We start from the raw sequence: 25181 nt of genomic DNA on the forward strand, positions 1-25181 counted from the left end.
AGGGCAGACAGAGGTCTGCCCCTCTGGCTTAAAAGGTTGGTTTATTCACCTTGGGTGCTTTGCGTTTATGGGGTGCCGGTTTAACCAGTGGGCGTAGGATATCTCCGCGTTTGGCTTGGCTGCCATTCAGAAAACGGCCCACTGAGCGGTTCGCCTCTACGCTGGATATCTCGATGGTTCCCACTTCTGTCTCCATACTGCCAAAGCTAAGGCCCGTATCTGGGTCGATGAGCGGCTCACCCGGACGCATCAAACGGAACTGTTGACCCGTGCGATAGTCAGCATCAGAACCTCGGTTGATATAGATCTGGGTATCTGAAGCAGCCCCGAGCACTTTGGCGGGATAAAGGTAGGTGGTCACGCTGTTTACAAGCGCCGATGTGAACTGATCAATCAGCTGGTTGGTAACCGCTTGTGGGTCACTCGTGTTATCTAGGCGGATATCTTGGTTCACCTTTTGCGCTGCTTTAACCTCGCCGGAGTGGACATCTACAATACGCAGCGTCGCCAGGGCTCGGCCGTCATGGCGAACTTGAGTCCGGTTAACCGCCGCGATCTGTTTGCGCTCGGTATTGATGTAGAAGTCATCGATTGTGGCGTGAATGAGGTAGTCAGCGCCCGACAGCTCAGCAAGCTGCGGGGGCATATCTGTGCCTTTGGCGATAGCAGTAAAGGATTTTTCATCCAACACTTGATCAACTTGGTCGCGCTCTAACAGATTAAAGCGGTTGGTCTGCTGGAGTTTGACGTAGAAATCATTGCTAATACGAGAGACGCCGTTTGCGCGCAGTAGGCGGTTTCGACCTTGGCGGTTGATCTGCACATCGCCGATGGCCAACGTCATTTTGCCGCCTTTCGCTTTTGACGTGTTCTCAGTTTGATTGGTGCCCGCTATTTGTGTGTCGGCGCGCAGTAGGTCACCGACGCGCAGTTCTGCTTGGCCTTGGAAGCGGCCAACAGATCGAGCTGCTTCAACGCGCGAAAGGGTCACTGAGCCGAGCGTTACGTTGGTTTTACCCAGCGAGATACCGGTATCGGGGTCTTTGATCTCCTCACCTTCACGCAGCGCGATTAACGTTTGCCCAGCTCTTAGCTGGCCATCGTTACCACGGTTGATATACACATCTCCGTTGGCAGAAATGGCGGCAACTTTGATGGGGTAGATCGCGGCCATCAACTCGCGTGTCACGCGGTTGGCGTAAGCATCCGCTAATAACGTCACGACGCGCGCTTGCGATGCGTTGGCTTCAAGGCTCTCATCAATGCTCACGCGTGCCGAGGTCAGCACGGCGCCACTGTGGGCGTCGACGATACGCATATTGCCCTCGACTTTGCCCACTTGGCGGCTAAATACGCGGGATGACCCCGGTAGCTGCGAGCGCTCGGTCGTGATCATAAAGCTAGAGACGCTGCCATAGACGAGGAAGTCGGCACCAGCGAGGGTACCCATATCGGAAGGCAGATCTTGGTTATCGGCCAGTGCTTGCGCGAGCTGTTCGTTGAGCAGCTGGTCCACCTCTTGGCGATCAATCAGTGTGAAGCGTTGTGTTTGGCTGAGGCGGGTCATCAGCGTATCGGTAAAGGCGGGGATGTGCTCGTTCGCATCGATGCCGGTGCGCGCGGTAGAGTGAGCCTTTACTAACCCAATGGCGATGCGCGGCAGTCCCGGAGTGCCTGCAGAGGCAGATTGTGGCGCTGTTTTGCCTGCTGTTGCCTGAGTGGAGTCAGCAGCCTGTGCTAAGCGAGCCGAGTCTCCGTTTGCAGGGGTTCCCGATACCACATCGAAAAGGCTGAAGTTATCTTGGACTTTCGTGAGCGATACCTCTGCAACGCTCTCTTCCAGTCGACCCAGTACGATGCCATCGCTGTTTTTGATCTCTTCGCCAAAGCGGATGATGGTGTAGAGGTCGCCAACTTTTGCACCATCAAAATGGCCACGGTTGAGGACCCAAGGCGAAGCGCTCACAATCTGCAGCGGGAAGACTGTGTCGATCACGGTTGCAGCGGTTAAACCGGCAACGCGATCAAACGCATCAAGCTGGTCACTGGTTTTAGCTTGTTTGCCACGTTCACTCCAGTCGTCGCGCAGAGTTTTTGCGCCCGCAATACGGCCAGTTTTCGCATCGATAATACGTACTGAAAAGCGCGCTTTTAATTGCTTTTTCAGTGTTTTCTGGCCGCTATCACTGTAGGGACGCGCCATGTTAGCGCTCTTGGCAGACAGCTCTTCGGCCTTTAGGTAGATAAGGTAGTCAGCACCCACTAACTGGCCAAGGTCTTTAAAATCTTTCAGTTGGTCACTGTAGGCTGCAAAGGTGCCTGAGGCGGCTACCGTGCCTCCTGACACATTAGGCATGTCGGCCACCGCTTTATCTAACACGGCATCGAGTTGGCTAACAGAGTCAGTATTGAAACGCTGTTCGAGGACACTGCGGCGCAGCACTGTGCGATCTAGAACATCGAAGCGTTGGCTGGCATTGAGCTTCTCTATAATACGGCTCGCTAACGCCTCGGGCACGCCGTTGGGCGTATTCGCGCCTGTGGCGTCGGGGATAAAATCGTTGTGTGCCAGCACCGCAACAACAACGCGATTCTGGCTAGCCTGAAGTGCTTTTGGCGCAGCGTAAAGGCTTGTTGTAATGAGGCTGACGAGCAACCCCAACAGTGTTGCAAACGCACGCAGCCGCAGCGCTGCCTGAAAAATCCTATTCATAGTGTCTTCTTTCCTTAGGCAAGCTGTTTATTTTTGCGGTGTGCGCAGAATATCGCCAACGCCGATGGGCGCGTTGGTGGCATCAAGTTCTTTAACAACCTTTGCCACGGTGAATTTCGGGTTGATACGGCTTACTTTGACTTGGCCAACATACTCTTCTGAGGCACCTAGCGACTCGCCGGTATCCGGGTCGATCATCTCTTCGCCGGCGTAGAACACATCGAAAATATCCCCAACCTTGAGTCCGCCATCTTTACCACGGTTGATAAAGACGTTGCCACGGCGGTCACGCTTAACGACTTTCATCGGATAAACCGCGTTAACAAATTGGTCTGCGAGCTGGCCGGCCACGGTCTTCGCCATCTTGGTAAAACGCTTACTGCTAGGGACTGCACCGCGTCCATTCACGACGCCTTGACCGATATTAAATTTGTCGGACAGGCTGAAGTTAGCAACCACCTGGCCCGTTGCCGTATCGATCATCTTGGCACTAATCTGGAGAAACCCTACATCGGTACGCTTATATTTGGAGTCGAAATTGGGCAGCTTTTTGTGCGCGCTGTAGAACTTAAAGTCTTGAATGGTAGGCAGAATGAGGTAGTTCGCGTTATTAAGCACGCCTGATGCGGCGGCATCTCCTTTTGCAAGATCTGAACTTGCGAACTCTTGTTCTTCTAAAACAGCGGCTAAATCGGCTTTGTTGCGGCTCAGTACGCGAAATTTGCGTGTCGCTCGGAAGGATGCTTCTAGTTCATCCCAGATAATATCGAGTTTAAGGCGCTTCTTTGCATTGCCTTTAACGCCGTCTCCAACAGTTGGTTCTTTGATCGCCACGGCGGGCTGGGTGCTCTCTTGAGCATAACTTTGTGTAGCGAAAAGTAAGGTGAGTGCGGTGGCGATAAGCCAAATGGGGCGAAGCAACGTGACCATCTCTGCAAATATCCGTCTTAAAAGTTTGCGGGCAGGAGAAGATGGCATCGCAGTGCGAACGCGCTAAATGCATACTTCCCTGTTACGTTCTGCTGACCAAACAGCGGCAGTTAATCATTAACTGCAAATGAACCTTATTTAGCGCTGCTAAGAATAACAGCAGGAAGTGCATCTTTGTAGAGACGTTTGCTATTAGTAACTATTTTTTTCAAACGCCTGCTTGATTCTTGACAATAATGCTTGAAGTGGCAGAAGTATTTAGAGTGGCGCGAAAATACCGCACTCACGAAGCTGCTCATCGCGGCTGCCATGCTCAACCCAGTGATCAGGAATGCCACGTAGGGTGAGCTTTCCAGCCCAGGCCTGTTGGGCTAACCATTCGGCAACGGCAGAACCGGCACCGCCCTGAATCGCATGATCTTCGAAGGTCACAATGTGCTGATGCTGCGCCAGCAGGTGCGTTAGTAGCTCAGTATCTAATGGCTTAACAAAGCGCATATCGACAAGCGTATGGTCGCCGCTCTCTGCCATTTGCTGTACTTGCTGGAGTAGGGGGCCGAAATTGAGTAGTGCTGTATCGCTAGTTCCTGTGCGCAGTAAGCGGGCTTTGCCCACAGGAAGGGTTTCATGGTTGGTTATCACCGTCTCGCATGAGCCTGCTCCGCGCGGGTAGCGCACAGCTGCAGGGCCTTGATGTTGATAACCGGTATTGAGCATCAGCCACTGCTCTTGCTCATCTGCGGGCGTCATGATGATCATCTCAGGAATACAACGCAGCATGGCGATATCGAAGACACCCGCATGGGTGGCGCCGTCTTCACCGACCAATCCAGCCCGGTCGATTGCCAGCAAAACATCGAGTTTTTGGATGGCGATGTCATGCACGAGCTGGTCGTAAGCGCGTTGCAAAAAGGTTGAATAGATCGCCACGACTGGCTTGGTACCCGCACAAGCAAGACCGGCGGCAAAAGTGAGGGCGTGTTGCTCGGCAATAGCGACGTCAAAATAGCGTTCGGGATATTGCTCAGAAAAGGCGATTAAATCGGAGCCTTCGCGCATCGCTGGGGTGATACCAACCAGATGCGCGTCTTTTTCCGCAGTGGTGAGTAGCCAGCGGCCAAAGTGGTTGGCAAAGGTCGGCTTTTTAGGGCTTTTCGGTTGGCTTAGCGGGTCTAGCTTAGTGATGGCATGGTAGCCGACCGGGTCTGCTTCGGCGGGTTCAAATCCCTTACCTTTTTGGGTCACAACGTGCAGAAATTGCGGCCCTTCTTTACTCAAGGCAGTTTCTAGTGCTGGCAGTAGTTGGGCGAAATCATGGCCATCCACGGGTCCTTGGTATTCAAAAGCAAGTGCTTCGAAAAGCGCCGCCGAGGTTTCGCTGCGGCTGCCCTTTAACTTCAAATTTTTGGCAAGATAAGTTGCCAACCCACCCTCGTTTTTGGAGATCGACATATCGTTGTCGTTGAGGATGACCAGTACGTTCGCGCGGGTATGAGCGGCGTGGTTGAGCGCTTCAAAGGCCATCCCAGCAGTCATCGCCCCATCGCCAATAACCGCTACCGAGCGTGTATTTCTACCTAAGAGTTGATCAGCAACCGCCATGCCCAGCGCAGCGCTGATCGAAGTGCTCGAGTGCCCCGTGCCAAAGTCGTCAAATATGCTTTCATCGCGCTTTGGAAAAGGCGCTAAGCCGTCGCGTTGGCGCATGGAGAGCATCTGCTCGCGGCGGCCCGTTAAGATCTTATGTGGATAACATTGATGGCCGACATCCCAGATTAAGTGGTCTTCTGGTGTTTTGAGCAAGTAATGCAAAGCGATGGTTAGCTCGATAACGCCTAAGCCTGCACCGAAATGTCCACCTGTTTGTCCAACGCTATACAGCAGATACGCACGCAGCTCGGTAGCCAGTTGTGCTAATTGTTGTGCTGTGAGCGACTGCAACGCACAAGGTGTGTCAATGGTATCTAACAGCGGTGTCGCTGGGCGGTGCGTTGGAATGGCGGTGAACATCAATGATCTCGATTTACGATGTAGTCAGCCAGCAAAGCAAGGTCTGATCCTTTAGGACCAAAGCTTTGGGCGATGCTGCGTGCTTCTTGGTGTAGCTCAGCAAGTTTCTCTTTGGCGCCAGTGAGTCCGAGTAGCGCGGGATATGTCGGCTTATTTTGCTCAAGGTCGGAGCCTTGAGGTTTACCGAGGGTTTCGGTATCGCCTTCGATATCGAGGATGTCATCTTTTACCTGAAACGCCAAGCCTATGGCATCGCCGAAACGTCGTAGAGCTGCAAGCGAGTCGGGGCTTGCAGCGGGGGCTGAGTAGTAGCCCATTTCGATGGCTGCATTGATCAACGCGCCAGTTTTGCGGTTGTGCATCGCTTCTAATTGCTCAAGGGTGAGGCTTTGGCCCACATGGCGCAGATCAAACGCTTGACCGGCCACCATGCCGCGATCGCCGGCGGCTTGGGCAAGGGTGCGAATCAGGTCAAGACGTGTTTGAGGTGCTAAAGCGCTTTGGCTCAATAGCTCAAACGCGTAGCTCTGTAAGCCATCTCCAGCAAGAATGGCGGTGGCTTCATCGAAGGCGATATGACATGTGGGTTTGCCGCGGCGCAAATCGTCGTCGTCCATCGCGGGTAGATCATCGTGAACCAGAGAGTAGCTGTGGATGCACTCAATCGCGCAGGCGGCATCATCCGCATCCTCCAAACGGCCATCTAGCAGCTGATTTACGAGGTAAACCAATACGGGGCGAACGCGCTTACCACCATTGAAGAGACCGTACCGCATCGCCTCTTGCAGGGTCGGTTCAATACTGCTGTGGCTGAGCTTTGCCTGCAGCTGCTGGTCCACGCGTTTTTGATAAGTTCGGATGAGTTGCTGGATAGACACCGATTTAATCCTGTGTTTCGTGAAACGTTTCGCTGGTAAGTTGGCCGTTTTGCTCGGTCAGAATTTGTACTTTTTGCTCAGCTTGATCCAAAATTGTTTGGCACTCACGCGTGAGCTTTATACCCTCTTCAAAGGCACTTAACGACTCTTCTAGCGATAAGTCACCTTGTTCCATACGAGTGACGAGCGCTTCAAGATCAGCAAGCGATTGCTCGAGTTCGGGGGATTTTTTTTTACGTGGCATAGTGTTTTCCTGAAAGCTGATCTGTAAATTAACGAATCAGCTTTATAGGGTCAATTGATCGGAGTCGCGGCCGATAACCTCTAAAGTTATTGGCGTGAACCTACTGATTATTTTGGTATTATCTTTGAAAAACGCGTTCAGCAACAGGCATTCATTGGTTGTGAGAAAGGAGATTTAAGTGGATATAGCCACACTCGTTGGACTGCTCGGTGGTTTTGGTATTGTCATCGCAGCGATGGTTACCGGTGGTGATATCGGTGTCTTCATTAACCCTCCCTCGTTATTGATCGTGGTCGGCGGTACCATTTTGGTCGTGCTGATGAAGTTCACGTTGGCGCAGTTTTTAGGGGCCGGAAAGATCGCGGGTAAAGCGTTCATGTTTAAGTCGGTAAGCCCAGAAGACATTATCAGTGAAACCGTTGAGTTAGCAGATGCTGCGCGTAAAGGTGGGTTGCTCTCTCTTGAGGATAAAACAGTAAGCACCGATTTTATGCAGCGGGGCATCCAATTGCTGGTGGATGGCCACGATCCAGATATCGTCAGAATGCTGCTGAATAAAGAGATGAAACTCACTACCGACCGACATGAGTTTGGCGCCAAAATATTTGCTGCGATGGGTGATGTTGCTCCTGCGATGGGGATGATCGGGACGCTGGTCGGTCTGGTGCAGATGCTTTCCAACATGAGTGACCCGAAATCGATCGGTCCTGCGATGGCGGTCGCCCTGCTGACAACGCTGTATGGTGCGATGATCGCTACCATGATTGTATTGCCGATGGCCGATAAGCTGGCCGCACGTAAAGATGAGGAGTCACTCAATCAGGCGCTAACGATTGATGGCCTGTTGGCGATTCAAGCTGGCCAGAACCCACGTGTTATCGAGCAGATGCTGCGTAACTACCTCCCAGAGAAAAAACGCGTGATGTCAGAAGGCTAGGCAAGGATAACGAGTAATGAGTGACGATATAGAAGACGAAGGCTGTCCTCCCTGTCCCGCCGGCCTCCCCGGCTGGCTTGCGACATTCGCAGATTTGATGTCACTGCTCATGTGCTTCTTCGTACTGCTGCTCTCTTTCTCTGAGATGGATGTACTGAAGTTCAAGCAGTTGGCAGGTTCAATGCGTGAAGCGTTTGGTGTTCAAAACCAGATTAAGGTGGAAGATGTCCCCAAAGGTACATCGATCATTGCACAGGAGTTTAGCCCCGGTCGCCCTGAGCCTACTCCGCTAAATGAAGTCCGCCAAATGACCGTTAACAACGATATGAATACGTTGGATATACGCTCGTTGGAAGGGGAAGCGGAAAACCAAGATAAACGGGAAGGTGAAGCTGAGGCACTGCAAAAGCTGCAGCAGGAGGCTGAGCAAGAAGCTAAAGAGCAAGCGGTGAAGTTTGCAACAGCGTTAGCGACCGAAATCGGTGATGGCAGTGTGGAAGTTGAAACGAGTGAGCGAAAAGTCATTATCCGAGTGAAAGAGAAAGGCTCATTCGCATCTGGCTCAGCGGAGCTGAAGTTTGCCTATATCCCCGTTATGGCCAAGATCCGCGACGTATTGCTGGGTTTAGATAGCAACGTATCCATCGAAGGTCATACGGACAATGTGCCGTACTCAGGGCGTGCGTTTAACTCTAACTGGGATCTATCGATGGCTCGAGCGCTCGCCGTAGCTGAAGAGCTATTTGACGACCCTCGTATCGACCAAGCGCGCTATCAGATCATTGGGCATGCTGATACGAAGCCGCTAGTACCAAACAATACGTCAGCGAACCGTGCCACTAACCGCCGTGTCGAGATCGTTATCCAGCGAGGCAAAGATAAAGAGCTACTGGAGAAGATCCAAGCACGAGGCCTAAACGATTCTGAAGGTGAGCGGCTGGCGCCGAATGAGATCTTTTAATAGGGATTGAAACCAACAAAAAAGCCGTCTTACGACGGCTTTTTTATTCACATGACAGCCTTATTTTGACTGTTCAATCATGTATGTGATGGATGCTTTAAGTTCAGCGTCAGAGCAGTCCATGCATGTGCCTTTTGGAGGCATAGCGCCGACACCGGAGATCGCTGTTGCAAGTAGAGCGTCTTCACCTTTAGCGATACGCGGTGCCCATGCTGCCTTATCACCTAGTTTAGGTGCGCCTGCAACGCCAGATGCGTGACAAACAAAGCACTTAGACTGATACACTTCAGCGCCAGTACGTTCTGCATTCGCTGCTGCTGGAAGAAGCATTGCTGCGGCAGCTGCCGCTAAAATAATTTTTTTCATGGTTCTTGTTCCTTAATATATGCTCACAGTGTCAACTGGTAACAGTTTAGGTCGTGCGTTGGGATGATGTAAATACAAACGACCTTAGCAGGCTATCATTTGCAGTCTGAATGAAGGCCCACATGAATGGATTGATAGAAATCAACAAGCATTAAAAAAGCCTGCACGGGCAGGCTTTTTTCGGTGAAAGGAGGGGCTTACACGCTAGTAGCGTAACCCCATTGCATAGTTAGCTTGGTTTTGTTGGCTAACCATATTGCGTTGTGCGATAGCCTGTTCTGCTAAATACTCGCTAACAACTTGCTCTAGCATCGTTGTTGGTGCAGTTATCATTTGCTTGGCATCATCGATCGAGTAGCCGCGCTTCAGCAACTGCTTCAGCTGTGCGCTTAATTGATGGTGATCCATCTTTATATCCTCTGTTAATTTACTCTCACATATTGCCCAATGAATATGACAGTTTTATGGCATCTCGGCGTTGCAAACTCAGTTTCGAGCTGGCGCGAGTTGCTGACTTCTGCCGTCCCTGTGGGATGTTGCGGGTAACTATAAGAGGTTGTTTAGGCGGGAAAAGTTCCATGGAAAGTTAAATTCGATAAAAAGTTGGCTCGGCCTGAAAGGAGCCATCAGACCAAGCCATGCGGGGACCGAAATTAACTGACAATCGAAACAATAGTCATGATTGCTACGCCAGCCCATAACAAGATGTGTAGGCGCTGATTGATTAACGAGAAGATTGCGAACTTACGATTCTGGTAACCGATGTTCAGGGCTCGCTTGGATAGTACACTGCCTGGCCAGCCACCCAGTGCTTCAATCGCAGCCAGCGCAACAGAGTGCTTATTAACACGGCGCTTTTGGTGGTGTTGGTTCAGAGTTACCACATATCCTGCGAGTAAAGACATGCTGATATACAGCAGCAAGGGGATAACGCTGAACGTACAAGCGATGAGTGCACCGATAAAGGGGATAAGCACATATGCGTATTCGCTACTTTTGATACGGTTGATTCGCACGTTCCCTACCGCCGTGGCGGTGGGTTTAACTCGAACAGCGCGAAAGTGCCCGTCAACACCGGGTTTGAGTGAGAAGACGAGTTTCTCTCCAATCCATGGCGTGCCGTAGTGCTCTAAATCTTTCAAATCAAAACGCACCTCGCCTGCCGCATCGGGTGTTGAAATAACACCATAGCCTTGCTCTTCATTAAGGTTTTTCAAACGACCTTTGAAAATAGACATATTGGACTCCTGAGGGCTTGATTCGCATTGGGGCGCCATATTATTGGCCTCTAGCCAAATAAATCCTTAACAAATAAATAAAAAGCCGGATTTAAATTCAAACGCTTGTACGAATTTTATTGAGCGGCTCGGGGGGCGTTTGGTGATCTAGGCTGCGTTTTGTTTCAAACGCTATGGCTTGGTGGCTGGGAAGGGGTCGGCTAAAACTATCCCCAATTTTTGTGGATAAGTGTGTGAAAACGACTGTAGAAAGAGGCTCGTCTTCGATGTACTGGGCGGCACTGATAAACGTCTATTTATTGATCTGAAATTTGGTAAGTTTTTGATAGCTGGTTTTTTTGAGCGCTTCGCTGTGCGGCGAGGGTATTCCAAAGCTGATCTGCTAGTTGCGGATGCTCTGAAAACCAGTGATGTGAGAAGGGTAGGAATATATCTTCTTCTAAAAACACCTTCTGAGCGGGCACGATCTTATCCATGCCCTCGCGTTTTATCAGCTGCTTTGCGGTTTCCTCTTCGAGTACATATCCATCTAGCCGCTTATGTTGCAGCATTCGAAAGCCATGTTCTGGCAAATGACTAAGTTCCGGCAGTGCTCCCATCTCTTTGAGACGCTTATGGATTTTATAGCCCGGCGGAGCATCTACACCCAGACTGTTATGGCTTAGCCGTTCACCGTTCCATGTTAGCGGAGATGTTTGATGATGATATAAGCGATAATGAACAGTCCAGAGGCGTCGAGAGTGGTCGATTTGGCCGCCCTGTCTGGGATAAACCCCCCAGGCTTCTCGGCTAGGGTCATGCACGGCTGAAAGCAGCGCATCGACCGAGCCCGTTTTCATAAACAGGATGCAGCGCTTCCACGGTGCAGAGATATATTCGATTTCGATATCCAGCTGTTGAGCTGATGCGTTGAGTAAGTCTGCAAGCAGGCCTTGTTTATGCTGAGAATCTGAGTCTGTGGATAATGTTGCGCTGAGGTAGGGCGGGTAGTTCTGGTTTTCATGGCAAACTCGCAATACTCGAGCATCGATCCCTGTTGAATATATTGTGATCCCAATAGCTAGGCTGGCGAGCTGATGGCGCATCATCATGAATCCCCCTGAGTGAATGAATCGCCTTAAAAAAGTATAGACTAGGGGACCCAAAAGTGAGCGATAGGGGAGGGGGCATCGCCCCCAAAATATGGCCTAGCAGTCAGTATCCTCTGCGTTTGCTTTCTCTTTAACCTCTTCACAAGCATCTTCAACCGCGTTGCCTGCATCTTGAACAGCCTCGTCGATTTTTTCGCCCGCGCGCTCCGCCTTACCATCATTACAAGCTGCCAAGCTCAACGCTGTAATGCCAATCAACATATAGTGCGTTACGTTCTTTAAAATACTCATCTCAAGTCTCCTATCTATTAAAGTTTGCTGCAGGTCTCGGGTTTAAACCTTAGGACCGCGGCCACGTAGTGCATTAGCGACCAACGAAATGATGAACAGCGCGATGAAGATAAAAAAGATCACCTTTGCAATTCCTGCAGCCGTACCTGCGATTCCACCGAAGCCCAAAGCAGCAGCAACCAAAGCGATAAGTAGAAATGTAATAACCCAACCTAACATAGCTCTATCTCCCGAATGTCATGATTAAACCGTGAACTCGAGTAACATATAGCGAGAGCCGTGCCACTTTATTTAATTCGTTGATATTTATTGTTTTTTTTGATTTATATTGGTTAGAGATCAGCTGTGAACTCATAAGTACTGCAATTTTTACATGCTGTGCGGCAGGAACTTCACACAGAGCGTGTGTGCCCTGTGTGAGTGTTGAGCTTAACTATGGGGCGTATTTTGGGCTGCGTTATTGATATCGGTTGGAATTTTAATAATAAACGCGGCACCCCCTGTCGATGACGGGGTGAAATCGACCGTGCCTTTTAGCTTCTGGCGTACCCAGAGGTGAACTAAGTGTAGTCCTAGCCCTGTATGACCTCGGTCGCGCCCTGTCGTGACAAAGGGGTCAAACAAGGTTGATATATGTTCTTCCGAAATACCTTTGCCATTATCCGTTACCATGATTTCGACATAGCTGCCTTCAGCGTCTACCGAAGCACTCACGGTAACCTCTCCCACCTGGTGTGCTTCGAATCCGTGACTGACGGCATTGATTATTAAGTTCTGTAGCACCTGCGATAGAATGCCGGGTAAGCTTACGATTGTTAGCTCGGTTGGCACGGTGTTGTGTAGCGTGATCTTCGTATGCTTGAGATGCGGGTGCAAGGTGCGCGCGAGATCATCCACAACTTGAGCAATCTGCATAGCAGCAGGATCGTCTTGCATACGCTCAAACGCCATACGCTTAAAGCTCTGGATTAGCTCTGCAGCCCGTTCTAGGCTTGTTTTAGCGAGAGTCAGGCCCTCACTATGATGTAGATAATCCAGCAACGCTTGGCGTGTTAAGCCGCTATGAACCGCACGCGCTAACTCGTCTCGGCCTTGCTGCTGATCTGTTACGGTTAAAAGTGCGCTGCCAATAGGTGTATTCAATTCATGGGCAATGCCGGCAACCATCATCCCAAGAGCCGAGAGCTTACGCGATTCGACAAGATCATCCTGCAGGCGTCGCTGGGTTCTCAGAGCATTGTCGAGCTTGCGATTTGCATGCCCAAGCCGCTCGTTTTCGTGGTGCAGCTGGGATGTCATATCGATCAGCGATAACCGTGACCGGTACTCTCGAGCAAGCAGATACGTGCCGATAAGCAGAAGCACTGCACCTAATATTAGCGCGCGTACGGCAGCCGTTTTTTTGTAGGCGCTGACCACCGAAGCCGGTGTTTTGGTAATGATGTAAAAGTGTCGGTTTTGCGCTTGTGACTCATCGGTAAGGAGCGTGGTTTTACGGTAACTGATGAGCTCACCATTAAACCGTTTCGCGGCAGCTGTTGGCGTGCTCTGCATTGCCCGCCAAAGCATCGTTTGTTGAATTCTAATATTATTTTCTGGATTTAGTTGTTGGCCCCAGCGCATCTCTGGGCGCGAATGCAGCAACCAGAAGCCGCTTTCGTCGACGAGTTGCACCTCTGTTGTTGTATCACTGAACTGCTCTGCGGTCCGAAGAAGCTTGCCGAGCGAATAATTTACAATAAGAAGCCCCGGCCTTAACTGGTCGCCATTGCCTGTTTGTAGCGCCGCTCGGATTGTCGGTTGGTGTGGCAAAACCACCTGGCCGCGCTCTTCGTTGAGATCTATTTGCGACAGGTAAATTGTATCGCTAGGCAGCTTCATCGCTTCCATAAAATAGTAGCGGTGGCCTTTGGGCTGGAGTAGATCGCTAGCAATGACTTTGGGGCCGTGGTCGGAATCGATATCGACCCTCACTTGTTCCACCCCAGAAGCATCAAGCCAGCGGATCTGCATTAAATGCTCTATCGCTTTGCCAAAGCGCACAAAGCCTTGAGCAACGTCTTGCGGCTGAAGCGCGTGGGCTGCTCTTAACCCGGTGGCAACCTGTGTATCAATACGCAGCAAATGAAGGATGTCTCGAAGCTCCCCTAACTCACGATTTAGTAGGGCAGAGATATGGTGTATTTTGTCTTCTTGGGTCGCCAGCGCGGCGCGCTCTTTTTGGCTAACTTGTTGATCATACACCAGCCAACCGGCTAACAAGGCCGCACTGGCTATCATCAACCAAATTAAGAACATCTGAAATCGTAATGTGCGTAGCGTTAACGTCAGCATCATACCGTGGCCTGCTCTATTTGCGGTTGCAGCGCCAACCAGGACATGACCTGCTGTAGAGGCATCGGGCGAGCGAGAAGGTAGCCTTGGCCAAACATACAGCCTTTTTCAATTAGCATGTTGCGTTGCTGCTCTGTTTCGATACCTTCGGCGATGATATCGAAGCCAAAGCGCTTACCTAACTTAATAATCATCTCCACAACATGCTCTCCGTTACTCCCGTTTTGCATGGCATCCACAAAGCTACGATCGATTTTTAGGTCGGTGGCCGCCAAGTTCGTCAGGTGGGCCAGTGACGAGTAGCCCGTACCAAAGTCATCAATACTGACCGATAAACCCAACTTGATGAGTTTGCTTAAGATCGGATTCACTTGCTCGTAGTCTGCTACTGTCTGCGACTCCGTGATTTCAAGTGCCAACATATCGGTGGGTATGCTCATGCGCTCGATCGCTACTAATAAGTTGGAAACGAACTGAGGGGTAGTGAGGTCTGCACAGGTCACATTGAAAGCGACGGGGAGCTGATACCCGAGATGATAGAGCTGCTCTGCTGCAGAAATTGTCATTTCGAACACTTTTTGATCTATTTTTCCGATGAGCCCAACGGCTTCCGCAACCGGAATGAACTGGTCAGGTGGGATGAAATGCCCGCTGTTATCCTGCCAGCGTATAAGGGCCTCAAATCCGACAACTCGGCCGCTTTTCAAATGCACTTTCGGCTGCAACATCAGAAATAGCGCGTCGTTTTCGAGCGCTGCATTCAAATCTTGCAATAATTTGTAACGCTGCACGATCTCATCACGAAGGCGTGGCTCCAAGACAAGATAAGACAGTTGGCGCTGCCGAGTAACGATGAGACTTGCATCGATAAGAGGCAATGCGTCATCGACTTGTTCGCGGCGTATCATCGCTAGGTCCATCGCCACGATGCGCGTCTGCACATGTAGTTCGAGCTTGCCAAGGGCGAGATGCAGATCAGTCAGTGAAATCGCGCTGGGGGCGTCAGGCATCTCGCTACGTTTGAGGAGCACACATAGAAGATCATCCCGAGTGCGTGCCACCAGTCTAATGTGCGGCAATGATCGGCGAACGGTCCGGCAAAGTGCTTCAATTAGCTGAATTGATAGCTCGCTGCCGCCCATCAGCGCTACATCACTGAAATTTAGCACCTCAATTGAGAGCAGAGCATGGTCTTTGAACTCTGCTTTACTCATGCTATTTAGCTCCCGCAGTAACCATGTGCGGTTTGGTAGTTCGGTGCTGGTGTCTTGGTAGGCTAGTTTGGAAACCCGATTAATCAATGCAACATTGTTGAAACCGCTGCTCACGTTTTCGCTGAACACCTGCAACAGTTTAATATGCTGGGTTGATAACGGGTGTGAGGACTCAACCGCCATCATATAGCAGTAGCCGTCAATCTCACTGGTGTCGAAATAGAGCACGCTGTAGGGAGAGTCGAACTGGTGGCTGCGTGATGCTAAAGCCTTCTGCCATAACGCCTGCAAACGCTTAGACAGGTTCGCACTGGCAAACTCTTTGGCTTGCTCATGCTGGCCGAAAGAGCCAGAGCGCGCAATCACACGGTTATTCTGCGGTGTGTCATCTAGATGGTGGCGGGCACAAACAATCCCACCACGGGTAGCATCAATGATGCGGCTAATTTCAGACAAAACGGTATCGCAAAAGAGGTTTAAATCTGTTTTAGCTGCCAGGCTACGCGATGCAGATACCAACATTTGTAAACCTTGGCGCGCTACCTCTAGCTCGTGAACGGCGCGCCAAGCTCTTAGGTTGCTAATGACAACCGTACGGAGCTTCTCAGCCGTCAGGTCTGACTTTTGCCAATATTCATTAATGTCATACTCCTGCATAACGCTTTGCCTTGGAGCAAAGCCCGGTTGTCCGGTTAGCAGCACGATACGGGTTTCATTATTACTAAGGTCATCACGTATTGTGCTAACGAGACGAAGGCCTGCGTCATCGTCCTCCATAACAACGTCAAGCAGAATAACGCTGATGTCGCGATTGCTCGCTAAAATATCGGCGGCTTGGGCCGCTGAGCTAGCCGTTAAGATGTGCAGCGTGGCACCCTCGAAACGAAGTCCTCTTAAACCGTGTAGCAGAGCGGCTTGGTAGGTGTGGTCATCCTCGACACTGAGGATTTTATAGATGGTTGATGAGCTACTGCTATGCTCTAGGCTGCTTTCATCCGTTGAAAATTCAAACAAGCTGTCTTTATGGTCAGTCATTGTTGTGCGTGCCTTGTCCTTTATGGGCTCGTAACTTTAGGCACTGCTTGCTTCTCTCTAACTCAAACGCGAAAGAAGCGCCTGTTCGTGAATTCTTTAATAAATCTAGTCCAGATTTTTCAGTTTTGTAAGCTCGAAAATTAGCGGTAGTGTGATTTTGGGAAGTGAGTAGTAATTGCGTGCTCCACGAGCAGCACGAAGGTGGTTGTTGCAACAAAAAGAGGAAAGCTTGTAACAGCACCGAAGTGCTTGGCTTGAGAAGCTTAAGACCAACTGACAGGCACAAAAAAAGCGGCCACTCATCGTGCCGCTTTCTGTTCGCTTTTCAGCGCTTCTTTATCAACTTGATAAAGGTATGGTACCAGAGGCCGGACTCGAACCGGCACGCTTTTAAGGGCGGGGGATTTTGAATCGCTTGCGACCTAATGAATTACATTGCAAGGCGTTGAGTTTTTCTGATTTTTACAGCTGTAGATAAGGCCGGCAGATGACTTCTGTTGCCTTTCATTGATATTTGATATGTACCAGAAATGTACTTCCTACAATTGGGTTCAGCTATCGAGATCAACTTCTAAGCTTGAGCGACGGATGTATTCATCAACAGTACCTAGTGAGTCGTTAATCAAAGCCACTTGATAATGCATCTTGGTTATCTTGCCGGTCTGCCAATCGGGAGCTGGTATTTCAGCTCTAGCACCATCCACTGCAACCAATACGAAACGTTGAATTAGGTTGCCGTCATAGAACAGGTCGTACCAATAACCTGTAGCTCTTGGGTCTGGATGGTTGTTAGCCCAAGGATCCTTATAGTCTTCGTTCTGTACACCCTCATCAGAATACTTAGCCCTAAAGCGAAGACGAGGATCTTCTTTCAGAAAAACTTCACTGACCCAATCATTACTGATCCCTTGCCACTCATTTTTCGGATCAGATGTTTTAACCAATTCTAAAAGCTCATTGTGAGTCATATCCTTAACTGCCTTTCGGGAAGGAACGATAAACTCAGCGAGGTGAGGCATACCAAAGAATGCGGATGCCAACATGCTTAATGTAAAAGCTATAGGTTCAATGTCCTTCCCCATAGCCCATATGACACCGCTAATAAGGGTCATCAGAAAAAAAGCGGTGGCGATTACATTGAAGATTCGTTGACTGCTTTTGATTAGCAGGGCTGCATTTACGATACGCTGACGTATTGGGCCGGACATGGCAGAAAGGAAAGGTCTCAACTTTTGCAATATCAAACACAATAGTTGAGTTAGCTTCTCAGCTGAAAAAGTAATGGCGTTGAGGGTTTTGTCAGCAATGTTCTTCCAAGTCCAATCCATTTAACCTATTCCTTACTGAATCTACCTTGGATCAGGGCAGGTGATAGTCACTAATCGCTAAATTAGCTTCACCAAAATCTTTGATCATTTTATTGTATTCTTTTGCAAAGCGAGCCAACTTGCTGAATACCTTTGGGCTTTCGGTGTAGTAAGAAAGGACGCTTTCCATTCGGTTTTTGATTTCTGTAAGCTCTTCTGTAATGTCTTCCTTACTTTCCAATGCAGAAATGTAAGGATACAGGGTATGGATCTTGGCAGGACCGTCGCTATCTCGTTTGATGAGTTGGTTGATATAATCGCAGTAACGACAACTGGTTAATTTTTCATCTTGGGTCCAGCCCTTAACTCGTTGCCACATTGCATTACATAAGATGATCCTTGCGTGCCCGGCATGCCTGCTTTCGAGATCGTAAGCTTTAATGAAGGCAGGTCCGAATACCCTTTCAATACCCTGAATTTCTTGTTGTTTGGAGCGGTCTACATGGTAGACCTCTCCAAGCGCTATACCGCCTCTAGTCAGAAAACCGTTACGTATCAGTTCCCTGACCATAAAAGAAACGCAATGGATCAAATAAGCAAAGTCTTGCTCTGTGTTTGCTGAGGATAAAATCACACTGTCAGAGAAGGTCGAGATACGAAGATCTAAGCTTTGAAAATCTTCCTCATCCAAACGGTGAATCGCTTGAAAGGCTTCTCGGTACGACTCTGGGTTGATTTGTAGAGCAGAGTAAATCCTAGCAGCAAGCCCAGTCTCTTGAGCTTCTGGGATGATTGCTCGACCAGCGGCTGTTATATGTTCAGATGAGTTAATAACGATATTTCGAAAGCCCAGAATATCGATGAAGGCGACAATTCGCTCCTCGTATACCGACTGGAGTGGAGTATCCTGTGACGAAATATCGCTATCTTGGCTTTTACTAGGGGTGTTAGCTATCTGGTCCGTGATGTTATCAAACGAGTGTCCCTTGGTCATGCTGGTTGCATCAGTCCTTTAAAATGCTCTTTGATGTCGTCATCTTTGATCTGAACGTTACTCAATCCTTGGTGATAAGCCCTATCCCACGGGGTGTCATGCATATGGGTCCGATCAGATAGCTGTCCAGCAGTAAACCGACCATAAACTTCCCAGATTTTATCTACCAGTTCTTGATGCTCTTCGCTGATCTGTCCGTCAGGCACAAAAAAATGGTTTACAGGGATAGGGTTGGAGAAATACAGCTTAAACTTATGGTAAAGATCTGGTAGAACCGGTCCATATTTCCAAGCCTGAATAGGCTCTTCAAATAGTCGTTCTTCTTTGATTGCGTAGTACCAACCGTAAGCAAAATATACGAGCTTTTGCAGCTTCATATTAGATATTGGATTGTTCTCTTGGTGAGCTTTCTGAATTAAAGCGTTAGCAATTTGTAGTGCAGTAGCAGTCATAAGCCCTCCTGTCTTTGTTCACTGTAAGCTTAGTACAGTCGTTGATGCTAGCGAGTGGATATTAGCACCCGTAACCTTAAAAAACAGTAAAAATAACGCCAATAGGCGCCTATATCCTCGCATTTTGAAGTGTGTGTGATTTCTCATATAGCCAACAAGCTAATTGCACATCTAGGGTTATCGGCATTTGTTAAGGGGGCTTGATGCGAATGAGGGTAAAAGCCGTCCTGACTTTGTAAGCACGGGCAAATGTTAGTTCACACGTTTGTGAGCCACTTCATTATGAATGGAGGGAGCTTGCTTACGTTGCAAAAGATCTTAGGCCATCAAGGCATTGCTATGACGATGAGATACGCGCACTTAGCACCTGAGCATTTGAATGAAGCTGTACAGTTCAATCCACTGGAATGTAAAGGCGACCGTTGAGGGTGGTCATAAAGTGGACATCGAGATAAGTTTTTCTTGGATGACCTTGGTGAAGATTTCCGTAGGTCATTGAAAGGCATGGTACCAGAGGCCGGACTCGAACCGGCACGCTTTTAAGGGCGGGGGATTTTGAATCCCCTGTGTCTACCAATTTCACCACTCTGGCTCAAAACGTGGGGCGTATTATAGAGCGCTTTTCTCCCGCGTCAACGGTTTTGTAATAACACTGATAAAAAATACATTTTGTTGTACAATCGTTCGCCTTTTTTAACGCATGTTGAAGGGTAATATGCAGGTAAAAGATTTCCATTTTGAGCTGCCTGAAGAGCTGATTGCGAGTTATCCGTTAGATAAGCGCTCAGCCAGCCGTTTGCTTTGCCTCGACGGCAATAGTGGTGCAGTAGAACACCGCCAGTTTAGCGATATTCTGGAATATTTGGATCCGGGTGATGTTGTGGTGTTTAACAATACGCGTGTTATCCCCGCGCGCTTGTTTGGTACCAAAGCGTCTGGCGGCAAGGTTGAAGTGTTGGTGGAGCGGGTGCTCGACTCTCATCGTGTCTTGGCTCATGTGCGCTCCAGTCGTTCTCCCAAAGAGGGAGCGGTGTTGCTGCTTGAGGGGGAAATTCAAGCCACCATGCTTGGCCGCCATGAAAACCTGTTTGAGTTGGAGTTTGCGGGCGAAGCATCTGTGTTCTCGCTTCTAGAGGCGCATGGGCATATGCCATTGCCGCCCTATATGAAGCGTGAGGATCAGCTATCAGATCGCGAGCGTTACCAAACTGTCTATGGTACGCAACCGGGCGCTGTCGCGGCTCCAACTGCTGGCCTGCACTTTGATGAAGAGTTGTTGGCTGCACTCGATGAGAAGGGCGTTCACAAGGCGTTTGTGACCTTACATGTAGGTGCGGGTACGTTCCAGCCGGTTAAAGTGGATAAGATTGAAGATCACGTGATGCACTCGGAATATATCGAGGTGGATCAGTCGGTCTGCGATGCTGTGAAAGCCGCGCGTGCGCGCGGAAATAAGGTTGTTGCCGTGGGAACGACGAGCGTGCGCTCACTAGAGAGCGCGAGTAAGTCAGGTGAGATCGCGCCTTATCAAGGTGATAGCGATATCTTCATCTTCCCCGGGTATGAGTTCAAAAGCGTTGATTTGCTCATCACCAACTTTCATCTGCCTGAGTCAACATTGATGATGCTTGTGAGCGCGTTTGCAGGTTATGAGCATACGATGGCGGCATACCGTGATGCGGTAGCCGAAAAGTACCGTTTCTTTAGTTATGGCGATGCTATGTGTATTCGCCGCAAGACCGATCAAGGAGAGGCTGCGTGAGCCGAACGTGTTTTATGAAGTTTGAGAAGCTCGCTGAGCAGGGCAAAGCGCGCCGCGGCCGCTTAACGTTCCCGCGTGGCGAGGTGGAGACACCTGCATTTATGCCGGTAGGTACCTATGGCACCGTCAAAGGGATGCTGCCTAAAGATATTAAAGAGACTGGCGCGCAGATTATTTTGGGGAACACGTTCCACCTCATGCTGCGCCCTGGCACTGAGATCGTTAAGTTGCATGGCGATCTGCACGACTTCATGCAATGGCAGGGGCCTATCTTAACGGACTCTGGCGGTTTTCAGGTCTTCAGCCTTGGTAAAATGCGCAAGATCACCGAAAAGGGCGTGACCTTCCAATCACCTGTGAATGGCTCGCAAGTTTTTCTTGATCCAGAAAAGTCGATGCAGGTTCAGCGTGACTTAGGTTCAGATATTGTGATGATTTTTGATGAGTGCACGCCGTATCCTGCGACAGAACAGGAAGCTGCCGATTCAATGCGTCTCTCGTTGCGCTGGGCTGAACGCTCTAAAAAGGCGCATGGTGACTCGCCGTCTGCCCTATTTGGCATTGTGCAAGGCGGAATGTACGAGCACTTGCGTGATGAGTCTCTAGAGGGGCTCGTGGACATTGGCTTTGATGGTTACGCCATTGGCGGGCTGTCGGTGGGTGAGCCAAAAGATGAGATGATGAAAGTACTCGATCATGTCGCCTATAAGCTGCCCGAAGATAAGCCACGCTACCTAATGGGGGTTGGTAAGCCAGAAGATCTGGTCGAGGGTGTGCGCCGAGGTGTTGATATGTTCGACTGCGTGATGCCAACGCGTAATGCACGAAACGCGCATCTGTTTGTTGATACAGGGGTTGTAAAACTACGAAATGCCTCCAATAAAACAGATACTCGTCCTGTTGATGAAACGTGTGACTGCTACACATGTCAGAACTTCAGCCGTGCTTATCTGCATCACTTAGACAAGTGCCATGAAATTCTGGGTTCGCAACTCAATACGATCCACAATTTGCACTTCTACCAGAAGGTGATGGCAGGTTTGCGCGAGGCACTTGATCAAGGTAAATTGGACGACTTTGTAGCCGAATTTTATGCTAAACGCGGTATGGAAGTGCCGCCGTTGAGCAACAACTGATTACTTTAATTTCAAAAGGTTAGGAATAGAAATGAGCTTTTTTATCTCTCCTGCATACGCTGAAGGCGCTGCGGCAGCTGGCCAAATGGATCCAGGTTTATTCAATGTGATTTTCCTGGTGGGTTTTGGTCTGATCTTCTACTTCTTCATGTGGCGTCCACAATCTAAGCGTGCCAAAGAGCACCGTGAGTTGCTAGGCAACCTGTCAAAAGGTGATGAGGTGCTAACAGCAGGTGGTGTGCTGGGTAAAGTTGTTAAGCTAAACGACGACTACGTGGTACTTGAAGTGAGCGAAGGCGTTGAACTGACCTTCCAAAAAGCTCACGTGGCAGCAGCCCTACCGAAAGGCACGCTGAAAAGTATCTAAGCGCTTTGTTAAAAAACGCCACTTAATAAGTGGCGTTTTCATTTCGTTAAAGGAACGGGCACGATGCTCAACCGTTATCCTCTCTGGAAAAATTTACTAATCGTTTTTGTTTTGTTGCTTGGCGCGCTCTACGCGGCACCTAACCTCTATCCTGAGGATTACGCCATTCAGCTCTCAGGAACCCGAGATATACATCAGGTTGATCAGGCGTTAATGGATAAAGTAACGGCTGCAATCGAGAACGGCGGGTTAGAGATTAAAGAGTCGGAGTTACTCGATAAGAGTGGCTTGATTCGTTTTACCGACAGCGAAACACAGCTGAAAGCTAAGCAAATTGTTAGCCAAGCTGTTGGCGAGAATTATGTGGTTGCACTGAATCTCGCACCAACGACGCCTGACTGGCTTACAGACATCGGCGCAGGCCCGATGAAGCTCGGTCTTGACCTGCGTGGCGGTGTTCACTTCTTGCTTGAGGTGGATATGGCGCAAGCTGTGGGGCAGCGTTTGGATGTTTATGTCTCTGAGATCAAAACCAAGCTGCGTCAAGACAAGCTGCGTTACCGTGCTGTGGAGCACTTAGACGATGGTAGCTTGTCGGTGAAATTCTCCAGCCCAGAAACACGTGACCAAGCGCTATCTTTGCTGCGTAAGGACTACCCAGAGTTTCTGATCTCGGCTGAAGATGCTGATGGTGCAAACTTCCTCACTATTATGCTCACTGAAGCAACTGTTCGCTCGATCGAAGATTATGCGATCAAGCAGAACTTAACGACGTTGCGTAACCGTGTGAACGAGCTGGGTGTGGCTGAACCGCTGGTACAGCGCCAAGGGCGTAACCGTATTGTGGTGCAGTTACCGGGTGTTCAAGATGCTGCCGCGGCGAAGCGTATTATCGGTAAAACGGCGAACCTTGAATTCCGTTTAGAAGCGAAAACAGACGCGAACAGCGCACTCACCGAAACCTATGATTTCCGCAGTGAGCCTGGTCGTAAAGCACGCCTTGAGAAAGATATCATCATCACAGGTTCCAGCGTTTCAAATGCACAAGCGTCGTTCGATGAGAATGGCCAGCCGCAGGTGAATATCAGCCTTGACAGCAAAGGCGGGCAACTGATGAACCGTACCACGCGTAATGCGGTGAAACGCCGCATGGCTGTGCTGTTTGTTGAGCACAAATCGCGCATGGTGACCGAAACGGTTGATGGCGAGAAAGTTGAAAAACGCGTGCCATACGTTGAGAAAAAGATCATCTCATTGGCAACGATTCAATCAGTGCTGGGTTCCCAATTCCGTATCACGGGCTTGGATGGTGCGGGTGAGTCATCTGAGCTAGCACTGCTGCTGCGTGCGGGTGCTCTAGCTGCGCCAATCTACTTTGTCGAAGAGCGTACGGTGGGTCCAAGCTTGGGTGCTGAAAACATCGAACTTGGGGTGACCTCGGTTCAGATCGGTTTTGCCTTAGTATTGATCTTTATGGCCATCACCTACCGGGTCTTTGGTTTGTTGGCGAACGTCGCTTTGTGCCTTAACTTGGTTTTGCTGGTGGCGGTAATGTCTATGCTGTCGGCAACACTTACGTTGCCCGGTATTGCTGGTATCGTCTTAACAGTAGGTATGGCGGTTGATGCCAATGTGTTGATATTTGCGCGGATTAAAGAGGAGCTGAAAAATGGTTTGCCTCCTCAGTCTGCGATCAATGCGGGCTTTGATCGTGCATTTACAACGATCTTCGATGCCAACATCACTACATTGCTAGCGGCGGTTATCCTATTCGCGATGGGTACTGGCCCTGTGAAAGGGTTCGCGGTAACGCTATCGGTGGGTATTGTAACGTCTGTCTTTACCGCAATTTGGGTGACGCGTGCACTGGTCAACTTGACCTACGGCGGCCGTCAGCTCAAGAAACTGTCCATTTGAGGTGCATAAACGATGTCTGAGAATACAAAAATTTATGACTTCATGGGCTACCGCAAGATCGCAACGATGTTTTCGGCGATTCTGTTGGTTATCTCTATTGGTGCCATTGCCGTTCAGGGGTTGAAGCTCGGCCTGGATTTCACCGGCGGCAGCTTGGTTGAAGTGGGTTATCAGCAAGACGCTAATTTGACGGAGATTCGTGATCAGCTAGAGGCGGCGGGCTTTCAGGATGCGGTCGTACAAACCTTTGGTGCCCCGACCGATATTTTGATTCGCCTTGGCGCTGATCATGATCCGAAGTTGGGTGACAAGGTGCTAGCGGCGTTGCAAGCTGGTGGTGATACCAGCATTGAGCTGCGCCGTAATGAGTTTGTTGGTGCACAAGTGGGTGAGGAACTGCGTGAGCAGGGTGGTCTGGGAATGCTATTGGCACTCTTTATGATCATGGTTTACGTGGCGTTCCGCTTCCAGCTGAAGTTCTCTATTGGTGCGGTTGCTGCACTCGCGCACGATGTTCTGATCGTAGTTGGCTTTTTCGCGCTGTTCCAAGTGGAGTTTGACCTTACCGTATTGGCTGCAGTGCTGGCGGTTATTGGTTACTCGCTCAACGATACGATCGTTGTATCTGACCGAATCCGCGAGAACTTCCGTATGATGCGTAAAGGTTCTCCTACTGAGGTTCTCAATGCGTCATTGAGCCAAACGCTCAGCCGTACAGTGATTACCTCGGTTACGACTTTGTTGGTGTTGATAGCATTGGCGGTGTTTGGTGGTGAGATGATCCACGGCTTCGCGCTTGCGTTGCTGGTGGGTGTGTTGATCGGTACGTATTCATCTATCTATGTGGCAGCGAATGCGCTGGTGATGATGGGGATCTGTAAAGAGGATCTTATGCCACCACCAAAAGAGGAAGATGAAGTGCTGGATGAGATGCCATAAGGCGCTTGAATCCATAAAACGTAAAAAACGGGCCGACTTCTTGTCGGCCTGTTCGTTTGTGCCTC

Annotated in this window: 24 protein-coding genes and 1 tRNA gene; 8 read left to right on the forward strand and 17 right to left on the reverse strand. The window is 49.8% G+C overall.

The features are described from left to right. Positions 1 to 28: 28 nt before the first annotated feature. From EOE65_RS12805 to EOE65_RS12825, 5 genes are all read right to left on the reverse strand, one after another. Positions 29 to 2713: a CsgG/HfaB family protein gene (locus EOE65_RS12805; protein WP_127694726.1), complete on the reverse strand. Its 2685-nt coding sequence runs from the start codon at positions 2711 to 2713 to the stop codon at positions 29 to 31. Between the two features lie 27 nt (positions 2714 to 2740). Next, positions 2741 to 3643 carry a FlgT C-terminal domain-containing protein gene (locus tag EOE65_RS12810; RefSeq protein WP_164847107.1) on the reverse strand — a complete coding sequence of 301 codons (903 nt, stop codon included), beginning with the start codon at positions 3641 to 3643 and terminating at the stop codon, positions 2741 to 2743. A gap of 258 nt (positions 3644 to 3901) precedes the next feature. Continuing rightward, a complete protein-coding gene (gene dxs / locus EOE65_RS12815; protein ID WP_127694728.1) occupies positions 3902 to 5653 on the reverse strand; it encodes a 1-deoxy-D-xylulose-5-phosphate synthase in 1752 nt (583 codons plus the stop codon). Continuing rightward, positions 5653 to 6531: a polyprenyl synthetase family protein gene (locus EOE65_RS12820; RefSeq protein ID WP_127694729.1), complete on the reverse strand. Its 879-nt coding sequence runs from the start codon at positions 6529 to 6531 to the stop codon at positions 5653 to 5655. The genes dxs and EOE65_RS12820 overlap by 1 nt, the downstream gene beginning before the upstream one ends. 4 nt (positions 6532 to 6535) lie before the next feature. Then, the gene (locus EOE65_RS12825; protein WP_127694730.1) at positions 6536 to 6775 is read right to left on the reverse strand and encodes an exodeoxyribonuclease VII small subunit; all 240 of its coding nucleotides are present in this window, start codon (positions 6773 to 6775) and stop codon (positions 6536 to 6538) included. Positions 6776 to 6953: 178 nt separating this feature from the next. Here EOE65_RS12825 and pomA point away from each other — a divergent pair, with 178 nt between their 5' ends. Together pomA and EOE65_RS12835 are read left to right on the forward strand one after the other, a co-directional pair. Next, positions 6954 to 7712 carry a flagellar motor protein PomA gene (pomA, locus tag EOE65_RS12830; protein ID WP_127694731.1) on the forward strand — a complete coding sequence of 253 codons (759 nt, stop codon included), beginning with the start codon at positions 6954 to 6956 and terminating at the stop codon, positions 7710 to 7712. Positions 7713 to 7728: 16 nt separating this feature from the next. Beyond that, positions 7729 to 8673, forward strand: a complete 945-nt coding sequence (locus EOE65_RS12835; protein ID WP_127694732.1) for a flagellar motor protein MotB — start codon at positions 7729 to 7731, stop codon at positions 8671 to 8673. 60 nt (positions 8674 to 8733) lie between these two features. On the opposite strand, the gene EOE65_RS12840 is transcribed toward EOE65_RS12835, so the two are convergent. The 11 genes from EOE65_RS12840 to EOE65_RS12890 form a co-directional block, all read right to left on the reverse strand. After that, a complete protein-coding gene (locus tag EOE65_RS12840) occupies positions 8734 to 9039 on the reverse strand; it encodes a c-type cytochrome (protein WP_127694733.1) in 306 nt (101 codons plus the stop codon). A 204-nt stretch (positions 9040 to 9243) separates the two neighbouring features. Beyond that, positions 9244 to 9447, reverse strand: coding sequence for a hypothetical protein (locus EOE65_RS12845; protein ID WP_127694734.1), 204 nt, complete (start codon positions 9445 to 9447; stop codon positions 9244 to 9246). A gap of 245 nt (positions 9448 to 9692) precedes the next feature. Continuing rightward, complete coding sequence (locus EOE65_RS12850) at positions 9693 to 10277, reverse strand: hypothetical protein (protein ID WP_127694735.1); 585 nt, start codon at positions 10275 to 10277, stop codon at positions 9693 to 9695. A gap of 296 nt (positions 10278 to 10573) precedes the next feature. Then, positions 10574 to 11368 carry a substrate-binding periplasmic protein gene (locus tag EOE65_RS12855; protein ID WP_127694736.1) on the reverse strand — a complete coding sequence of 265 codons (795 nt, stop codon included), beginning with the start codon at positions 11366 to 11368 and terminating at the stop codon, positions 10574 to 10576. A 96-nt stretch (positions 11369 to 11464) separates the two neighbouring features. After that, positions 11465 to 11659: a hypothetical protein gene (locus EOE65_RS12860; RefSeq protein WP_127694737.1), complete on the reverse strand. Its 195-nt coding sequence runs from the start codon at positions 11657 to 11659 to the stop codon at positions 11465 to 11467. A gap of 42 nt (positions 11660 to 11701) precedes the next feature. Then, complete coding sequence (locus tag EOE65_RS12865) at positions 11702 to 11878, reverse strand: DUF1328 domain-containing protein (protein ID WP_127694738.1); 177 nt, start codon at positions 11876 to 11878, stop codon at positions 11702 to 11704. A gap of 210 nt (positions 11879 to 12088) precedes the next feature. Then, complete coding sequence (locus EOE65_RS12870) at positions 12089 to 13996, reverse strand: sensor histidine kinase (protein WP_127694739.1); 1908 nt, start codon at positions 13994 to 13996, stop codon at positions 12089 to 12091. Next, complete coding sequence (locus tag EOE65_RS12875) at positions 13993 to 16242, reverse strand: EAL domain-containing protein (protein ID WP_127694740.1); 2250 nt, start codon at positions 16240 to 16242, stop codon at positions 13993 to 13995. Before EOE65_RS12875 ends, EOE65_RS12870 begins: the two co-directional genes overlap by 4 nt. Positions 16243 to 16793: 551 nt before the next feature. Beyond that, positions 16794 to 17570, reverse strand: coding sequence for a hypothetical protein (locus tag EOE65_RS12880; protein ID WP_127694741.1), 777 nt, complete (start codon positions 17568 to 17570; stop codon positions 16794 to 16796). Positions 17571 to 17601: 31 nt separating this feature from the next. Next, positions 17602 to 18543, reverse strand: a complete 942-nt coding sequence (locus tag EOE65_RS12885; protein ID WP_127694742.1) for a hypothetical protein — start codon at positions 18541 to 18543, stop codon at positions 17602 to 17604. Then, positions 18540 to 18995, reverse strand: coding sequence for a Panacea domain-containing protein (locus EOE65_RS12890; protein ID WP_127694743.1), 456 nt, complete (start codon positions 18993 to 18995; stop codon positions 18540 to 18542). Before EOE65_RS12890 ends, EOE65_RS12885 begins: the two co-directional genes overlap by 4 nt. A 249-nt stretch (positions 18996 to 19244) precedes the next feature. Between EOE65_RS12890 and EOE65_RS12895 the strand changes: the two genes are divergently transcribed. Then, positions 19245 to 19421 (forward strand): tyrosine-type recombinase/integrase, encoded by a 177-nt coding sequence (locus tag EOE65_RS12895; RefSeq protein WP_206052682.1) that lies wholly within the window; start codon positions 19245 to 19247, stop codon positions 19419 to 19421. Positions 19422 to 19500: 79 nt separating this feature from the next. On the opposite strand, the gene EOE65_RS12900 is transcribed toward EOE65_RS12895, so the two are convergent. Then, positions 19501 to 19587: transfer RNA gene (locus EOE65_RS12900), tRNA-Leu, on the reverse strand. A gap of 123 nt (positions 19588 to 19710) precedes the next feature. Between EOE65_RS12900 and queA the strand changes: the two genes are divergently transcribed. From queA to secF, 5 genes are all read left to right on the forward strand, one after another. Next, on the forward strand, positions 19711 to 20757 hold the full coding sequence (gene queA, locus EOE65_RS12905; protein ID WP_127694744.1) for a tRNA preQ1(34) S-adenosylmethionine ribosyltransferase-isomerase QueA: 1047 nt from the start codon (positions 19711 to 19713) through the stop codon (positions 20755 to 20757). 14 nt (positions 20758 to 20771) lie between these two features. Then, complete coding sequence (gene tgt, locus EOE65_RS12910; protein WP_127694937.1) at positions 20772 to 21893, forward strand: tRNA guanosine(34) transglycosylase Tgt; 1122 nt, start codon at positions 20772 to 20774, stop codon at positions 21891 to 21893. Positions 21894 to 21924: 31 nt separating this feature from the next. Continuing rightward, positions 21925 to 22260, forward strand: coding sequence for a preprotein translocase subunit YajC (gene yajC, locus EOE65_RS12915; RefSeq protein WP_127694745.1), 336 nt, complete (start codon positions 21925 to 21927; stop codon positions 22258 to 22260). Positions 22261 to 22323: 63 nt separating this feature from the next. Then, positions 22324 to 24177 carry a protein translocase subunit SecD gene (secD, locus tag EOE65_RS12920; protein WP_127694746.1) on the forward strand — a complete coding sequence of 618 codons (1854 nt, stop codon included), beginning with the start codon at positions 22324 to 22326 and terminating at the stop codon, positions 24175 to 24177. A 12-nt stretch (positions 24178 to 24189) separates the two neighbouring features. Beyond that, entirely contained in the window at positions 24190 to 25116 is a 927-nt protein-coding gene (gene secF, locus EOE65_RS12925; RefSeq protein ID WP_127694747.1) for a protein translocase subunit SecF, read from the forward strand. Positions 25117 to 25181: the final 65 nt, after the last annotated feature.

This window comes from Neptunomonas marina, from assembly GCF_004005935.1.
Taxonomy (GTDB): domain Bacteria; phylum Pseudomonadota; class Gammaproteobacteria; order Pseudomonadales; family Balneatricaceae; genus Neptunomonas; species Neptunomonas marina.

Coding starts and splice junctions, on each gene's coding strand:
- secF (WP_127694747.1), top strand. CDS start 24,190: ATGTCTGAGAATACAAAAATTTATGACTTCATGGGCTACCGCAAGATC.
- EOE65_RS12890 (WP_127694743.1), bottom strand. CDS start 18,995: ATGACTGCTACTGCACTACAAATTGCTAACGCTTTAATTCAGAAAGCT.
- EOE65_RS12835 (WP_127694732.1), top strand. CDS start 7,729: ATGAGTGACGATATAGAAGACGAAGGCTGTCCTCCCTGTCCCGCCGGC.
- EOE65_RS12880 (WP_127694741.1), bottom strand. CDS start 17,570: ATGGATTGGACTTGGAAGAACATTGCTGACAAAACCCTCAACGCCATT.
- queA (WP_127694744.1), top strand. CDS start 19,711: ATGCAGGTAAAAGATTTCCATTTTGAGCTGCCTGAAGAGCTGATTGCG.
- EOE65_RS12865 (WP_127694738.1), bottom strand. CDS start 11,878: ATGTTAGGTTGGGTTATTACATTTCTACTTATCGCTTTGGTTGCTGCT.
- EOE65_RS12885 (WP_127694742.1), bottom strand. CDS start 18,543: ATGACCAAGGGACACTCGTTTGATAACATCACGGACCAGATAGCTAAC.
- dxs (WP_127694728.1), bottom strand. CDS start 5,653: ATGTTCACCGCCATTCCAACGCACCGCCCAGCGACACCGCTGTTAGAT.
- EOE65_RS12850 (WP_127694735.1), bottom strand. CDS start 10,277: ATGTCTATTTTCAAAGGTCGTTTGAAAAACCTTAATGAAGAGCAAGGC.
- EOE65_RS12840 (WP_127694733.1), bottom strand. CDS start 9,039: ATGAAAAAAATTATTTTAGCGGCAGCTGCCGCAGCAATGCTTCTTCCA.
- tgt (WP_127694937.1), top strand. CDS start 20,772: ATGAAGTTTGAGAAGCTCGCTGAGCAGGGCAAAGCGCGCCGCGGCCGC.
- EOE65_RS12810 (WP_164847107.1), bottom strand. CDS start 3,643: ATGGTCACGTTGCTTCGCCCCATTTGGCTTATCGCCACCGCACTCACC.
- EOE65_RS12875 (WP_127694740.1), bottom strand. CDS start 16,242: ATGACTGACCATAAAGACAGCTTGTTTGAATTTTCAACGGATGAAAGC.
- EOE65_RS12860 (WP_127694737.1), bottom strand. CDS start 11,659: ATGAGTATTTTAAAGAACGTAACGCACTATATGTTGATTGGCATTACA.
- secD (WP_127694746.1), top strand. CDS start 22,324: ATGCTCAACCGTTATCCTCTCTGGAAAAATTTACTAATCGTTTTTGTT.
- EOE65_RS12845 (WP_127694734.1), bottom strand. CDS start 9,447: ATGGATCACCATCAATTAAGCGCACAGCTGAAGCAGTTGCTGAAGCGC.
- yajC (WP_127694745.1), top strand. CDS start 21,925: ATGAGCTTTTTTATCTCTCCTGCATACGCTGAAGGCGCTGCGGCAGCT.
- EOE65_RS12895 (WP_206052682.1), top strand. CDS start 19,245: ATGTTAGTTCACACGTTTGTGAGCCACTTCATTATGAATGGAGGGAGC.
- EOE65_RS12855 (WP_127694736.1), bottom strand. CDS start 11,368: ATGATGATGCGCCATCAGCTCGCCAGCCTAGCTATTGGGATCACAATA.
- EOE65_RS12805 (WP_127694726.1), bottom strand. CDS start 2,713: ATGAATAGGATTTTTCAGGCAGCGCTGCGGCTGCGTGCGTTTGCAACA.
- EOE65_RS12825 (WP_127694730.1), bottom strand. CDS start 6,775: ATGCCACGTAAAAAAAAATCCCCCGAACTCGAGCAATCGCTTGCTGAT.
- EOE65_RS12870 (WP_127694739.1), bottom strand. CDS start 13,996: ATGATGCTGACGTTAACGCTACGCACATTACGATTTCAGATGTTCTTA.